Annotated in this window: 11 protein-coding genes; 5 read left to right on the forward strand and 6 right to left on the reverse strand. The window is 46.1% G+C overall.

Going from position 1 to position 15594, the window contains the following annotated elements; genetic code table 11:
- Positions 1-554 precede the first annotated feature (554 nt).
- Complete coding sequence (locus Q0R52_RS17765) at positions 555-1970, reverse strand: glycosyl hydrolase family 79 C-terminal domain-containing protein (protein ID WP_295796644.1); 1416 nt, start codon at positions 1968-1970, stop codon at positions 555-557.
- A gap of 288 nt (positions 1971-2258) precedes the next feature.
- Between Q0R52_RS17765 and Q0R52_RS17770 the strand changes: the two genes are divergently transcribed.
- The 4 genes from Q0R52_RS17770 (at position 2259) to trxA (ending at position 7720) form a co-directional block, all read left to right on the forward strand.
- Entirely contained in the window at positions 2259-4844 is a 2586-nt protein-coding gene (locus Q0R52_RS17770) for a glycoside hydrolase family 3 N-terminal domain-containing protein (protein ID WP_295796646.1), read from the forward strand.
- Positions 4845-5039: 195 nt separating this feature from the next.
- On the forward strand, positions 5040-6104 hold the full coding sequence (locus tag Q0R52_RS17775) for a kelch repeat-containing protein (RefSeq protein WP_295796647.1): 1065 nt from the start codon (positions 5040-5042) through the stop codon (positions 6102-6104).
- 188 nt (positions 6105-6292) lie between these two features.
- Positions 6293-7159 (forward strand): alpha/beta hydrolase, encoded by an 867-nt coding sequence (locus Q0R52_RS17780; RefSeq protein WP_295796648.1) that lies wholly within the window; start codon positions 6293-6295, stop codon positions 7157-7159.
- A 264-nt stretch (positions 7160-7423) separates the two neighbouring features.
- A complete protein-coding gene (gene trxA, locus Q0R52_RS17785) occupies positions 7424-7720 on the forward strand; it encodes a thioredoxin (RefSeq protein ID WP_252788251.1) in 297 nt (98 codons plus the stop codon).
- A 189-nt stretch (positions 7721-7909) separates the two neighbouring features.
- Here the strand turns inward: trxA and Q0R52_RS17790 are convergent, their stop codons facing one another.
- The 5 genes from Q0R52_RS17790 to Q0R52_RS17810 all read right to left on the reverse strand — a co-directional run bounded on the left by Q0R52_RS17790 (position 7910) and on the right by Q0R52_RS17810 (position 14641).
- Complete coding sequence (locus Q0R52_RS17790) at positions 7910-10465, reverse strand: phosphocholine-specific phospholipase C (RefSeq protein WP_366520914.1); 2556 nt, start codon at positions 10463-10465, stop codon at positions 7910-7912.
- Between the two features lie 133 nt (positions 10466-10598).
- Positions 10599-11741: a TIGR03364 family FAD-dependent oxidoreductase gene (locus Q0R52_RS17795; protein ID WP_295796650.1), complete on the reverse strand. Its 1143-nt coding sequence runs from the start codon at positions 11739-11741 to the stop codon at positions 10599-10601.
- Positions 11738-13048, reverse strand: coding sequence for a DUF5690 family protein (locus Q0R52_RS17800; RefSeq protein ID WP_295796652.1), 1311 nt, complete (start codon positions 13046-13048; stop codon positions 11738-11740). The genes Q0R52_RS17795 and Q0R52_RS17800 overlap by 4 nt, the downstream gene beginning before the upstream one ends.
- 13 nt (positions 13049-13061) lie before the next feature.
- Positions 13062-13748, reverse strand: a complete 687-nt coding sequence (locus Q0R52_RS17805) for an HAD hydrolase-like protein (protein WP_295796653.1) — start codon at positions 13746-13748, stop codon at positions 13062-13064.
- 314 nt (positions 13749-14062) lie between these two features.
- Positions 14063-14641 carry an XRE family transcriptional regulator gene (locus Q0R52_RS17810; RefSeq protein WP_295796654.1) on the reverse strand — a complete coding sequence of 193 codons (579 nt, stop codon included), beginning with the start codon at positions 14639-14641 and terminating at the stop codon, positions 14063-14065.
- A 212-nt stretch (positions 14642-14853) separates the two neighbouring features.
- Between Q0R52_RS17810 and Q0R52_RS17815 the strand changes: the two genes are divergently transcribed.
- Positions 14854-15435 carry a phosphonate degradation HD-domain oxygenase gene (locus tag Q0R52_RS17815; RefSeq protein WP_295796656.1) on the forward strand — a complete coding sequence of 194 codons (582 nt, stop codon included), beginning with the start codon at positions 14854-14856 and terminating at the stop codon, positions 15433-15435.
- Positions 15436-15594: the final 159 nt, after the last annotated feature.

Raw genomic sequence — 15594 nt, forward strand, 5'->3', positions numbered from 1 at the left:
ATTTATTTAAAAAATGATTAATAACTCTTCAGAAACTAAAATACGTTCTGCACTAGGGAGGCGACACAAAACATGCCATTTTTAAAAAAATATTTTTCGACCCAAAAACGCTGAAATAGAAATTTGCTATTTTTTTAAATTCACTTAAAAAACAGGTGTTATTTTAGTTTTTGTCGATATTTTGATGTTTTTAACGTGAAAAAACGAGTGTTTGCAGAAATAATGTTCGTTTTTTAGTCGTTTTTTAATATCAAGCCGAAAAAAGTGAGTTTTTTCGAGGGCTATTAACTTCAGGCTAAAAAATTAATTGCAGCGTTTTGTGTGGTTTGTTAACGCAGATTAACATGTGAGCGTTTGGACAAACTTTTCAAAAAAACTGGGCGGAAATCGGTATGTATCCAGTACACTAATCCTTTAAAATATTTTTTTGTCAATTTGGCAGTAGACATGACAATGGGCAGATTTTCGTAAAAATCAGTCCACTTTTTTCATGACACAATACTGCCAAACTGACAATTCGCATGGATTGGCATAGTTAGGTTTACAAAACTGCTTTATTGGGCAACAACAACTGCCGCGCTGCCTGCAGGTACGGTAACGATAAAGCTTGTTTTATTAATAGTGGAGTTTTCAGATGTAACGGCGCCAAAGGTACCATCGGCTTTTACTGCAGCCCCGCCGAATGTAACGCCGGTTTTGGCGTCTATTGCCGGTGCGGTTAGCCTGGTGACATTTATGGAGGAGATAATTTTGCCCGGGATGATATTAAAGTCGAAGCTTTTATCGAGGCTTTTATTTACCAGGGTGACTGAATACTTACCATCAACGAGGCAGGCATGTGCGCTACAAAATAGCGAGTTGTCAATTGTTGTCGGTATTGATCGCCCGTTTGCACTGCCATATTTAAAGGCGAGCATGGCATAATATTCGGGCTTAGCTACAAATACGCCATTTTCCCGTATTACAGGAGAGTAGTGCAGGCCCACACCTGTGTGAAAATTAATCCCCTGGCAGCCGTTATCGGCTAATGTCCACATTGCGTCAAGCGCCCAAATTGCTGATGCAAATACATCGCTTACGCCAACCTTGCCTCCGCCGTAAACATTATTGCACTCGGTAACCCTAAATGGCGGCTGGGTTTTGGATGTTGATGTTTTAAACGACCGTATAAGTTCGGCAAGCTTTATGCTATGCCCTAAAATTGACTGGTAGGTAATGCCGGCACTGGTTGCAGGTCCGGTTTCATAGTAGTGGCCATCCTGCAATTTTACCTCGAAACCCTCATTGTCTGTAAATGATGTTATCCACGAAGTGTTAAATGCAACATCTGGTCCGGCAAAACTAGCGCCTGGTACCGCTTTTTGAACAGCAGCCTGGTAGCCCCGCCACTCAGACAAGAAATCGCCAAACGAATAGGTAGGGTTGCGAAGGTGATTGTAGGGTGCGTAAGCGTCGGGCTCATTACCCGATTGAAAGGCATACAGGCTGCTGCCCAGCGAATGCGAAACGTAAGTCGCTTCGTCCGCTGCTACATCCTGGTCATTGTCAGCAAGGTTTAAGCCGAAGATAACAGGCCAGCCGGTAGCGTTTGAAAAAGCAGCCAGATGGTCGATATCTGAAGTTGTAATTGCATCGGGCTGGGTAGCACCGCTGCGTGGCGATCCGGTCCAGGTTATCAGGTCGCTGGTGCCGCCGCCCATCCGGATGATGCCGGGGCCAATGTTTTTCATCAGTTGGATCAGAACGCTGTTGTTTTCGTTAAGGTAATTAATATCCTGGCCAAAAACGCCGTTTTCAAAGCTAAGCCCTTCAAATGTATCAGGGATGACATGCCCCGGATGCTGTTCATCAAATGTTACGTTAACAGTATGGTCGTTAGTTATAAATTGTTTTTTAATATCTGTGGAATTGTCCTTATGGCAGGAAACCAGCACGGCGGCCAGTAAAAGTATTAACCAGGTTTTTTGCATTGTGAAAAGGTTGTGAAACCGCCATAAAGATATGCAAATCCTGTTATTGTAAAAGGAAAGTTACAGAAATTTAGAGGGGAAAATCCTGGTCGGTTACACTCCGCTCTTCATCATCCAAACAAAGCCCTTCATCTATATTTATCAAATCCTCATCTATTATAATCACCGCATATTATTTTTATATTTACTTTTAATTGTGTCAAATAAACACAATGTTATAACCAGCCTGGTTATTATGAACCTGTTAAGCATTAGTAATTTAATTTAACCCTTTTGCCGCGTATAATTATGAAGAAAAATTTAAAACCGTTTGCCGTAGTCTGTCTTGCCGGGGCATCGACTATTTTATTGGCCGGTATGACTGGTGGCACCAATGTCAATATCTTAAACAAACAACCAGGGGCCGACAGTTCGGGCATTGTATTAGTTAAAAACACCAACGGGCCAGCGTTGGGCTACTCGACAACATCTGGCGTAAAAATTTTAACGGTTGATGGGTTTTCGTTTAAGGATTTAAACAAGAATGGCAAGCTGGATAAATATGAAGACTGGCGTTTAACGGTGGATGAACGCGCAAAGGATTTGGCATCAAAACTTTCGGTTGAGCAAATTGCCGGGCTGATGCTGTATAGCGCACACCAGGCTATACCTGCCATGCCCGGCCCGATGGGAGCCGCTACTTATAACGGAAAACCTTTCCCGCAAAGCGGCGCAAAAGCATCCGATTTAACGGATCAGCAAAAGGCATTTTTAATAAACGATAATTTAAGGCACGTGCTGGTTACATCTGTACAAAGCCCGGCGGTTGCCGCACAATGGAACAATAATGTACAGGCCCTGGTTGAGGGCAGCGGTTTTGGTATACCGGCAAACAACAGTTCCGACCCGCGGCATGGTACCAACTCGGGTGTTGAATATACCGCGGGCGCAGGTGGCAAAATATCGCAATGGCCTGACCAATTGGGATTAGCCGCCACATTCGATCCTGCTGTTGTACAACAATTTGGCTCGATAGCAGCTCAAGAGTACCGGGCATTAGGAATATCCACCGCACTATCGCCGCAGATTGATTTAGGCTCGGAGCCAAGATGGGCACGTATCAACGGCACCTTTGGCGAAGACCCGCAACTGGCGGCTGATATGGCCCGCGCTTATGTTGACGGCTTTCAAACTTCTACAGGTGATAGAGAAATAAAAGGAGGCTGGGGCTACAATAGTGTAAACGCCATGATGAAACACTGGCCGGGCGGCGGCCCCGAAGAGGGGGGAAGGGATGCCCACTTTGCTTACGGCAAATTTGCCGTTTACCCGGGTAATAATTTTGATGAGCACCTGGTATCGTTTGTTGATGGTGCTTTGAAGCTTTCGGGGAGTACAAAAATGGCTTCGGCGGTGATGCCTTATTATACCATATCGTACGGCAGAGATATCAAAAACAAAGAAGACCGTGGCAATAGCTACAGTAAATATTTAATAACCGATTTGCTGCGTACAAAATACGGCTACGACGGTGTGGTTTGTACCGACTGGCTCGTTACTGCCGATGAAGGCAAAACTCCGGATGTTTTCGCAGGTAAATCGTGGGGAATGGAAGACAAAACTGTTGCCGAGCGGCATTATAAGGTATTGATGGCCGGTGTCGATCAGTTTGGAGGTAACAATGTAGCCGGTCCGGTAATTGAGGCCTACCAAATGGGTGTTAAAGACCATGGCGAACCGTTTATGCGGGCAAGGTTCGAACTGTCGGCGGTAAGGTTATTGCGCAATATTTTCAGGACAGGCTTATTTGAAAACCCTTACCTGGATATAGAAACATCCAAACAAATAGTGGGCAAACCGGAGTTTATGACTGCCGGTTACAACGCACAGCTAAAATCGGTAGTGCTGCTAAAAAACACCGCAAACGTGCTTCCGCTGCAAAAGGGTAAAACCGTCTATCTGCCAAAAAAATACAGTCCGTCGGTTAAGGGATTTTTCGGACCGCCATCAAAAGAGAAATTTGAGGATGCCGTGAATGCCGAACTGCTGAAGAAATATTATAACGTTACCGATGACCCGGCCAAAGCCGATTGCGCCATTGTTTTTGTAAGTAGCCCAAGCGGCGGGGCAGGCTATGATAGCGAAGATGTAAAAAGCGGAGGTACCGGCTACGTGCCGATTACCCTGCAATACGGCCCGTATACCGCCACCGATGCCCGCGAGCACAGCATTGCCGCCGGCGACCCTGTAGAACCAACGGTAACTGACAGAACCTACAAAGGCAAAAGCATAACTGCCGCCAACCTAACCGATTTAAAAACCATACAAAGCACAAAAGCTGCCATGAACGGTAAGCCGGTAATCGTAGTAATCACGCTAACCAAACCTGCTGTGCCGGCTGAATTTGAAAAAGACGCCAATGCCATCGTTGCCAGCTTTGGCGTGCAAAACCAGGCGATACTGGATATTTTATCCGGCACTGCCGAACCATCAGGACTGCTGCCGTTCCAGATGCCGGCCAATATGCAAACTGTTGAATTGCAGGATGAGGATATTCCGCATGATATGCAATGCTATACTGATGCCGATGGCCATACCTACGATTTTGGCTTTGGGATGAACTGGAAGGGTGTGATACAGGATGCACGTACCCGTCATTATGTAAACCGGGTGATAGAACCAATTATCAGCGTAAAAGGTGGTACGGTAAGCATGAGCAGCGCAACCAATGGCGCTAAAATTTATTACACAACTGATGGCAGCACCCCGGCGTTTGTTAAAGAGAATGAATATTCAAAACCATTTAAGGTGGCTAAGGGTTCTGTTATTAAAGCTATTGCCAAGGTTTATGGGGTAGATAATAGCGGGATGGTGATGTATAAGGAAACTAAGTAGAGAACACACCCATCGTCATTGCGAGGAACGAAGCAACCTCTACACAGGACAATCAGGGACCTTGGTGTTTATGGTGATCTCAAAGCCGCTTTTAGTTCACCACAAAGTTTTTGGTCCGATGATTAGCGAGTGTAGAGGTTGCTTCGTTCCTCGCAATGACGGCTTTTAATTGATATTATATTGTTAAATATCGCCATGAAAAAGATACTAGTTATTTTACTTTTAGCCGGCGGCCTATCAACCGCTACCCGCGCCCAGGGCCATTGGCAATTAATAAAATCTACCAACAAAATCGCCCCCCGCAGCGAATGCAGCCTGGTAGCCGTTGATAACAAACTATACCTAATCGGCGGTGACGGTCCCGCCCGACCGGTTGAGGCATACGACGCCAAAACAAACAGTTGGGCACAAAAGGCTATGGCCCCTTTCACTATGCACCATTTGCAGGCGGTTGGCCTTGGCGATAAAGTTTATGTGCTTGATGCTTTTTACCAGGGAGGCTATCCGGATCAAATTCCGCTACCGAATGTTTACAGTTACGACACTAAAAAGGACAGCTGGCAAAAACTTGCGGAAACACCAGCGGAACGCCGAAGGGCTGGCGCAGGCGAAGCAGTTTATAACGGTAAGCTTTACATAGTTTGCGGCATAACCCACGGACATCGCAGCGGTACCAACAGCATGTTCGACTGCTACGACCCGGCAACCGACAAATGGACAAGCCTCGCCGATGCTCCCCACATACGCGATCATAGCATGGCCGTGGTTGTGGGTGATAAGTTGTATGCTATTGGCGGCCGCAACACCAGTTTGCACGATGCTGATAATTTCATGTCGTTTTTTAACAAGGTGGTGCTTGGTGTGGATTGTTACGATTTTAAAACAGGCAAGTGGAGCACGCTGGCCGCTAAATTGCCGATGGGAACCGGTGGCGGTACTGCGGTTAATTTAGACAACAAGATATTTTACATAGGTGGCGAACGCGCTACCGATACTAAGCCCAACGGTCCTCAAAAAGATGTTTACTGCCTCGACCCTGCCAAAGATACCCAATGGCAAAAAGTGGCTGATTTAAACCAGGCCCGTAACGGCGTTGGCGGTACTGTGCTTAACGGAAAAATATACATTGCAGGGGGCGCGGGTGGGGGACCGGGTGGTCCGTCTCCAGGTGCTAAACCGGGTGGTAATCCCCCGCCAAATGGACCGCGACCGAATGGTAGCCAGGGAGATATCGCGCTGGAGGTGTTTAGTTTAAAGTAAATAAACTCTATGTCATCGAAAGATAGTGAGAAAACTTTTGCGACTGAAAGTTATGCGCTAAACCTGTCCGCCGTTAGTATCGCATGGACAAGTTTTCTCCTCGTTCCTCGTCGAAATGACATATTGGAGAACGCATTTTGTTGTAAGGGAGGTAATTAATTATCTTTAACAAATCAATCAACCTAACTATGCGTAAACTTTGTATAATCCTATTATTATTACCTGCCTTGTCATGGGCGCAAACCGAGCCTGCTGTCATCCCGCTATGGGAAAAAGGCGCACCGGGATTTGAAAACCGCCGCAACGAACCTGAGTTGGCCAAAGATTATTGGGTGAGGAATGTACACAATCCATCACTCACCGTTTTTTTGCCACCTAAAGATAAGGCTACCGGCGCTGCCGTAGTGGTTTGTCCGGGCGGTGGTCACCGGCTGCTGGTTTACACTGCTGAGGGTATTGACCCGGCCAAATTTTTAAATAACCTTGGTGTAGCCGTTTTTGTATTAAAATATCGTTTGGGGCGCGATACCTTGTCGCCTTATAAAATTGATGTACATGCCAAACAGGATGGCTTCAGGGCCATGCGCCTGGTGCGCAGCCGGGCCGCTGAGTTTGGTATTGATACTAACCGCATTGGCCTGATGGGCTTCTCGGCTGGTGGCGAAGTGGTGGACATGGTGGCATTTGATAAAGGCAAAGGCGACCCCAAAGCCGCCGACCCGGTAGACCGTCAAAGCTCAAAACCGGCTTTTATTGTGCAAATATATCCTGGTCCGCTGTATGTGCCGGATGTTGTCCCTTCGGACGCGCCACCGGCGTTTTTGCTCGCTGCCAATGACGACCCTTGTTGTTCGGTACCTGTGATGCAATTGTTGCAGCGCTACCGCGATGCTAAGGTACCGGTTGAGGCGCATTTGTTTACACAAGGTGCCCACGGTTTCAATATGGGGCAGCGGTCAAAGCTAAAATCAATCAACACCTGGCCGCAGCGTTTGGCCGATTGGCTGTCGGATAATAATATTTTGCAGCCGGCGAGGCCGAAGGTGATGCATTAGGATGATTTGACCTTTACAATTGCGAGGAACGAAGCAATCTCTACTTAGGACATTCATGGACCTTAATTTTGATGGAGACCTTACAGCGGCTGATAGGTCTCCATGTGTTTTATGCTTCGTGATTAGCGTGTGCAGAGGTTGCTTCGTTCCTCGCAATGACGCGCGGGTAATAGTTGGTATCTATTGTATCGCCAGAGTAATATTCCGTAAATAATAAACCATATCGCCACAATAAGTGTTACCTTGTAGTAAACCCAAAAGATTATGGCAAATTTCCAGGAGATAATAGCGTCGGATAAACCGGTATTGGTTGATTTTTCGGCAGAGTGGTGCGGGCCGTGTAAAATGATGCCGCCAATACTAAAGCAGGTAAAAGATGCCTTAGGCGATAAAGTTACCATCATCAAAATAGATATCGACAAAAACCCCGCGGCAGCCAATGCCTATAAAGTGCAAAGTGTACCCACGTTAATGATTTTTAAAAACAGCGAAACCAAATGGCGCCAAAGCGGCGTAATGCAGGCCGGGCAATTGCAGCAGGTTATACAGCAGTTTGTTTAGGGTTGGAGGTAATACTCCCGCGTCATTGCGAGGAACGAAGCAACCTCTTCACATGCTAATCAGGGAGCAATAACACTGTGGTGACCTATCAGCTGCATTTAGGGCACCACAAATATCCAGGTCCATGACTGTCCTACGCAGAGATTGCTTCGTTCCTCGCAATGACGGTAATTATGTTTAGCGTAAGCCTCACACCTTCTCCATCTGCGGGTCACTAAAGCTGGATTTTCCGGTTTCAACGCGGCCGGCGTAGCGTTTCTCGAAAGTTTGGATACCGCTTACTTTTACTGTAAAATCGTACCAGTTATGGCTTGCCGTTAGGTTTAAAACTACGGTTGATGTTGCCCCCGGTTTTATAACCACCACATGGTTGTTGGCTTCGTAAGCATTGTCGGTTATCATTACACTTTTTTGTTGTGCGCTGTGGTTATGCAACCTTAGTTCAATATTGCCTGTAAGTTTTTTGGCACCAGGGTGGCCGGCCTGGTATTCGGCAGTAATATCTAAATCGGGGTCGTTAATAGAGCCTTTAAATTCACGGTAAAAGCCGTTGGGGCCATAAACGCGCAGGTGGTAGTTGTCGTTTTCAAAATCGCTTAGCGGCCATTCGTCGGCAAGGGTATCGCCGGCTTTTGCGGTGTAGGCCCAGGTACGCAAATCTTCATTCAAATACTTACCCGGGGCATAAACGTTAAATGGAGAGCCGGATGCTGTGTTTCCGAAATATTTATTGCTGGCTGTAAGTTTTAGTCCGAATGTTTTTTTGTCTGCACTCAATTTACCATCGGCATACAGCTGGTAAGGCAGCGGGCACGATGGTTTTATACCCGGCTCCTGCTTCGGCATGTACGGCGATGCATGAGGGTTTTTGTTAATCAGCGCAATTTCATCGGTAGTAAGCACCTTATAATCATCAGGCAGTTTTTTAAACTGTGCTTTGTGTATGCCTTCTATCGATTCATTTTTTGGTACAAAAGCCGGTGTCGGGATTGCTTCGCCATTATAAGGCCTGAAAACTGATGTTAAATCACCGCAAACTGTACGACGCCAGTCGCTGATGTTTGATTCAACGATGTTTTTGCCGGTTTTTTTGCTGAGGAATTTTTCTAAAAATTGTAGTGTGGATGTATGGTCAAACACTTCGGAATTTACCCAGCCGCCTTTACTCCAGGGCGAGGCTATCACCAAAGGCACGCGGAAGCCAAGGCCGATGGAATTCTCTTTTTCATAATGCTCCGGGAAATCTTTTCGGGCCAGTTCCTGCTCGCGGGTTACAAACTCAACGCGGGTATCAATACCTTCAGATACTTTGCCGGTTCCGCTTTTGTGCGAATGCGGCGCGGTAAATGGTGGTACGTGGTCAAAGTAGCCGTCGTTTTCGTCATAGGCCAGTATAAATATGGTTTTCTTCCAAACTTCAGGGTTTTTGGTAAGGATATCCAATACTTCCGAAACATACCATGCCCCAAACCATGCCGCGCTGGGATGATCGGAGAAGTTTTCGGGAGCAGTTACCCACGATACAGTTGGCAGCTTGCCGGTGTTTACATCTTCTCTGAATTGGTGCAGCACATCACCCTTAGGTACTTTCAACTCACGCATGGTGCCGTTGTCGGTATATTTTAAATCAGTAAGCGTTCGGTAGTCCGGGTCGTTTTTATTATTGCTGAAAGCTTTGTTGTGCAGGCTTTTTTCCCTGTCCGACAGCTTATCAAACATTTCCGGTTTATACGTTTCACGCTCTTTCAATACGCCTTTAAGGTAATTCTGCATCTCCCTTAATTGTTTTTTAAGGTGACTGATATGTGCATCGCCGGCAGGGAGGGCGTCTATTTTCTTTTGCAGTTCATCAATTTTGGCAGGCAATTCAGTCGCCCTTTTTTCCATGGCGATGATATGCGGCTTGTGCAAGTGGATATTGTATTGTTCGAAAAACTCCAGTGCGTTATCCTGGAAGTTGGAAAGCCAGGGGTCTTCCTCGCCCTCGAAACCGGTATCAATAGCCACTTCATTTTGGTAGCAGTTCCATGATATGCCGGCGTCTTCCAAACGTTCAGGAAAGGTTTTCCATTTAAGGGTGCCATAATCCATATCCTCGTTCCAAACGTGGGCCAGTGCATCTTCGTTTTGTTCCTCGCGGATGGTACCTGACCAAAAATAAAGGCGGTTTGGATTGGTACCTGTCAGGGCCGAGCAGAAGTTTTGGTCGCAAACGGTAAAGGCATCGGCCAGGGCATAATAAAAAGGGATGTCCTCGCGGGTGTGGTAACCGAGGGTAAGCGGCATATTGGCATATTCCTTATTGCCGCTGCGTTTATTGTCCAGCCATTTATCAAATTTGCCATCGTTGCGGGCATTCACCTGGTTGCGCCACGAGTGCGGCAGCGAATTCATCCAGGTGGTTTTTGTGTTTTTTATATCGAGGCGGAAAGGAGCGTAAGTTTCGCCTTTGGCATTTGACTGCAGCCACACTTTATTTTTATTGGGGAGATTAATGGCGCGCGGGTCGTTGTAACCACGCACACCTTTAAGCGTACCATACACATGGTCGAACGAGCGGTTTTCCTGCATCAGGATAACAATGTGTTCGGCATCCATGTAGGTGCTTCCCGGCGCAGGGTTAATGGCCATTGCCTTTTGAATTGAAGCCGGTATTAAACCCGATAAGCCGGCCGCACCCGTTAATAGGGCCGCCTTTTTAATAAAATCTCTCCTGGTATCCATTTTGTAAAGTTCATGGTTCATGGTTGATAGTTCATAGTAACTGCAATGAACCGGTAAGCTGAACCTTTGTGTTTATAACGATTTCAAATTTAGTATTATCTTCGGGCGGCTAGCAATAGGAGCTGGTTGTCGGCTATGAACTATGAACCATCAACTATGAACTTCTTTTCGCAAAATACTCCTCGCACAAGCCAAACGATAACGTCATGCCGTTGCCGCCAACGCCGTTTATCACGGTAACGCCGGGGGCTATATCTACAATCAGTTCAGTTGCGCCATTCATCATTTTTGGGTAGATGCCATGCCACGATTGCAACAGTTTCCAGTCCTTAAAAGTGGCAAAAGTGTGTAAGTAGGAAGTTATCATAGTATTAATAAATTCCTTGTCGAAAGGGTCGTGCACCAGGCCGTACTCATGCGAGTCGCCGATGGTTAGTTCGCCGCTGCCGTTTTGCGATACCATAACATGGATGCCCCATTTCAAATATTCAGCATATTGTTCCTCGTAACGTTTGCGAAGCGCAGGTAACGAAGCCGCCGCCTGGAAACCGGGGTAATGTATCATTGAGAGACCGCCGCATAATGATGGACCAATGCGCCATTCATCAGGCTGGGTAACCAGGCGCATCATTTGCAGTTTGCATTTGGTAATGTTTGTTTCTAAAAACAGTTCGGGGTACAGCGTTTCAAAATCGGCGCCGCTGCAAACAAATATCTCGTCTGCTTCCCAAACACGGTTGCCGGAAAAAACTCTTGGATGTTCAATTTGGCTGATGGCAGTGTTCCAGTGAAACACTACGCCATATCTTTCGGCCAGGTATTTTGCAACCTGCCCAACGGCTACACGCGACTCTACAATCATTTCCTCGCCGCTCCACAAAGCGCCTTTTAATCCGTCAGGGTTTACAGCCGGGGATTTTTCCAGGGCCTGTTCGGCGGTAAGTAAAGCGCAGTCGCGGTGGTTATGGTTAACCTCCACATATTCTTTTATAACCTGCAGTTCGTCATCATGGTATGCCAAATGCAGGGAGCCGACTTCGTTGTGCCAGATGCTGGCTTCGGTGCAAATTTCTTTCCAGATACTGCGCGACAGCATGGCCCTTTCAAACAATGGGCCGGTTGCCTGCCCTATGGGCCACACCATCCCGAAATTACGGATGGATGCACCGACGGCACGTTCGTTACGCTCAAAAATGGTTATGTTATAGCCTCTGAGTGCCAGCGCACGGGCGGTAGCCAAACCAACAATACCGGCACCAATTATAATTGCCGATTTGTTTGAAGATACTAAGTTCATACAGGTAATATGTTTAATTCGCCTTGCGGCTCTTCGCTTTTATTGATTTTGCGGGCGCTTCGTAAAAAATAAATAAGGGATAATATACCACCGATGCCACCTATTATCGCCACGAACACCACACCTTCTTTAAAAAAGTCGGCCCAGCTTATGCTTGGTTTGCCCAGCTCCTTTACCAGCAACAGGCTAACGCTGCCCAGGTAACCCACCGAATCGGCAACGTAAATAAAGAAACCTACATTGCTTTTGTAATGGAACGTAGCAATCATCCGCTCAAAAAATATCGCATTATAAGGGATGTAACCCATGTAAAGGCCCAAACCGGTGACAATCATCCAGTTGGTGGGGCTTATCATATTTAAGGAGAAAAGCAGGGTTGATACGCCGATGGCTGCACAACCGCCTATTATCATCAGGTGAATAATAGTGAATGCCCGCAGGTTTTTGCGCACCAGTATCATCAGGCTGATGGCGATCAATACAAATATTGATATCTGGGTGCTCGTTGTGGTGAAAATCAGCGGGTCTTTTATGCCAAAGCTATCCCATAGTTCGCGCTCAAAGCTGTCGCGTACATCGCGCATAACAGTTAGCAAAACGTAGATAACAAGGGTGATGATAATGCCGGGTAAAAACCTTTTTAAGAATGCCTTGCGTTCGGCGGCGTTCATGGGTTTGCGTTTGGTGCGCAGTTTGATGTCCTCTTCCGATGGCGCTGGCATAAGCTCCAGTAGTAACACAAACAGTACCAGCGGGATCACGAACAGCGCCCCCGTTAAAAACGGCATCTGGAAATCTGTTATCGGTAATGCTTTTAAAAGATATTTACCTATTGTTTTCACAAACCCCGAGGCAAATATCAGGCTTACTGATAGCACTGCCGCCATAAACTCAGTCGACCGCCTGCCCTCGAGATAACTGAATACCAAACCCCATATCAAACCCAGTGGGAAACCATTTATTAAAAGGAAAACAACATTATAGGGTGCTGGTACCAACGCGAAGCCCAGTAAAGCCAGCCAGGCGATGCCTATAAGCATTAAAATGGTAACACCTCGTTTGGCGCCGGTTATTTCGGATATGAACCGGATGCCGTAAAACTTGGCCATTGCGTAACCCATTATCTGGGCTATTACCAGCCAAACTTTAAAGTCGATATGAAAATACTGGTAGCCCGTAAATGTACCGGCTACAAAAGCCTTGCGGAACGCATACATTGATGTGTAGGCCCCAAAGGCAGCAACACCCGCCATTACTGATAAAAGCGCATAAGGCCATTTGGCTACTTTTGCGCGCAGGCTATCCATTATTGTCATACAACTATTTGCTTATGATGGTTAATACATCAGCAATATCGTCAATAATATGTGTAGGATTGTATTGTTCAAGCTCCTGCCGGGTAAATATGCCGGTGGTAACACCAATTACATATTTGCAGCCAGCATTTTGCCCCTCGCGTACATCAACTTCGGTATCACCAACTTTAGCAACTTCGCGCGCCCTGTCAATTTTACCTTCAATCATCATTTTCTGTATCATGTAAGGGTGGGGGCGGCCAAGCTCAACCTCGTCCGAACCAATTACATGGTCTATCAGTCCTTTTTTAACCCATTGCAGGCGGTTAACTATAGTGTCGGCAATGTCGCGCGAAAAACCGGTATTTATACCTACCTGTACGCCTTTTGCACGCAGGGCGGCAAAGGTCTCTTCTACATTTGGCAGGGGTTCAATACCCGGGGCCGATTTATAATGTTCTATCATTTGGTGCACAAATTCCTTATGGATTTTGCTTACCAACTCAGTGGTTATCTTGGCATCGTTGTGCTCGTGCAGACGCAGAATTTGCTTAATGGCAAGGTTTTTTTCGTAGCCCATCAACGGGTTTATCAGTTCGAGCGGGACCTCGTACCCTGATTTTAATAAGGCAGCCTGGAAGGCTTTGCTCACATCGTGGTCGTCTTTCACCGTTGTACCGGCTATATCAAACACTACTAATTTTATCGACATAATTGTTTAAGGATTGTTGAGCAATACTAAACTAAGTTTATTAATATCAAACTAAATTAAGATTAATTTTGTGTGAAGAAAGTTAAGAAGTCCGAAAAGTCGGGAAAGTCCGGAAGTCCGAAAGACGCTTCGGTGGCGGAATGCCTCACCGCGTCATTGCGAGGAACGAAGCAACCTCTACGTATGCTAATCAACGGGGCAAAACTTTGTGGTGACCTACCAGCCGCTGTAAGGTCACCATCAATAGAGAGGTCCGTGACTGTCCTTCGTAGAGGTTGCTTCGTTCCTCGCAATGACGGTAGTTTAAAACGGACCTACTTCTTCTCCTCAAAAAAATAAATAACCAGCATGCTGGCTGTGGTTTTGCCCATATTTTTTGGGGTGTGAGGTATGCGGCCATCAAAAAGCATGGAGTCGCCCTGGTTTAGAATTATCTTTTCCTCGTTAAACTGGTATTCAATTTCGCCGGATATAATGTACTTGTATTCAAAGGCGTCGGTTTCAACCAGGGGGCGGGTGGCGTCGGGTTCCAGTTCAAGTATTACAATGTCGACGGTAGAGGGGTTAATGGATTGTGTAAAAATGCGATGATAAAGAAAACCGGTGGCATGTTCTTTTTCAAAGTGGTCGTACTCGGCTTTGCGTTTTACCAGGATAGGAAGGTCGGCGCTTTTTGAGCGGATGTCTTTAAAAAATTCGTTAAGGTCAATTTCCAGCGCTTTAATAATTTCGATCAACACCATTAACGATGGTATGGTGCGGCTGTTTTCAATCTGGGATATTAATCCTTTACTCACATTCGCCCTTACTGCAAGTTCCTGTACGGTGATGTTTTTTTCGCGCCTGCGCTCTTTAATGCGGTTGCTTATCTGTATAAGGATGTCTTCTTCCATTATTGTTTAAAAGGTTGGGCGCAAAGTACTAATAAACCAATTCGCGCAAAATAATATTTTTGTTAAGATAAGTTAAACTAAGATTTATAGGATGAAAGGATTATTGGGTTCGCTTTTTTAGTTGTTTAATAACAATTCAATTTTTAGACATTAATGTATCCTTAATAATAGTATAACATCTATTTGTTTTATTTGCCGTAAAAATCCCAAATATGAAGTCCCCGACCAATCATCTCAAAGCTACCGTTAACCAGGTTTTCTCGCTATATGAAAAATATGGCGACGAAGATTACATCGGCGAGCCGGTTTCGCAACTGGAGCACATGAGCCAGGCGGCAGCATTGGCCGAAGAGGAGGGTTATGATGACGAAGTAGTGCTGGCAGCATTTTTCCACGACATAGGCCACTTGTGTGCCGAAGAAGGCGAGAGCGAAAGCATGGACGGTTTCGGCAATGTTGACCACGAAAAGATTGGCGCCGATTATTTGCTGGAAAAAGGTTTTTCGGAAAGAGTAGCCGCTTTGGTACAGGGCCACGTTTTAGCAAAAAGATACCTTACTTATAAATACCCTGAATATTATAATAAACTATCAGATGCCAGCAAAGCGACACTTGAGTTCCAGGGTGGCAGGATGGATGCGGCCGAAGCAGAAGAATTTGAACTAAACCCCGATGCCGATTTAATTATCCGCATGCGTTACTGGGATGACAAGGCGAAGGAAACGGAAGTGCCTGTTCATAATATTGATTATTTGAAAGAGATGGCGCTAAGACACCTTTCAGAAAGAGAATAGTCCGAAAATCGATTGCACCCGCCGCGCGTCATTGCGAGGAACGATCCGCCAGCTGGCGGACTACGCATGCTAATCAATGAAGCAAAAGCTTTTGTGATGACTTGAAAGCCGATTGTTAGTTCGCCACAAACATAGCGGTCCATGAATGTCCTACGTAGA

Origin of the sequence: Mucilaginibacter sp., from assembly GCF_025359345.1 — a bacterium.
Taxonomy (GTDB): Bacteria; Bacteroidota; Bacteroidia; order Sphingobacteriales; family Sphingobacteriaceae; genus Mucilaginibacter.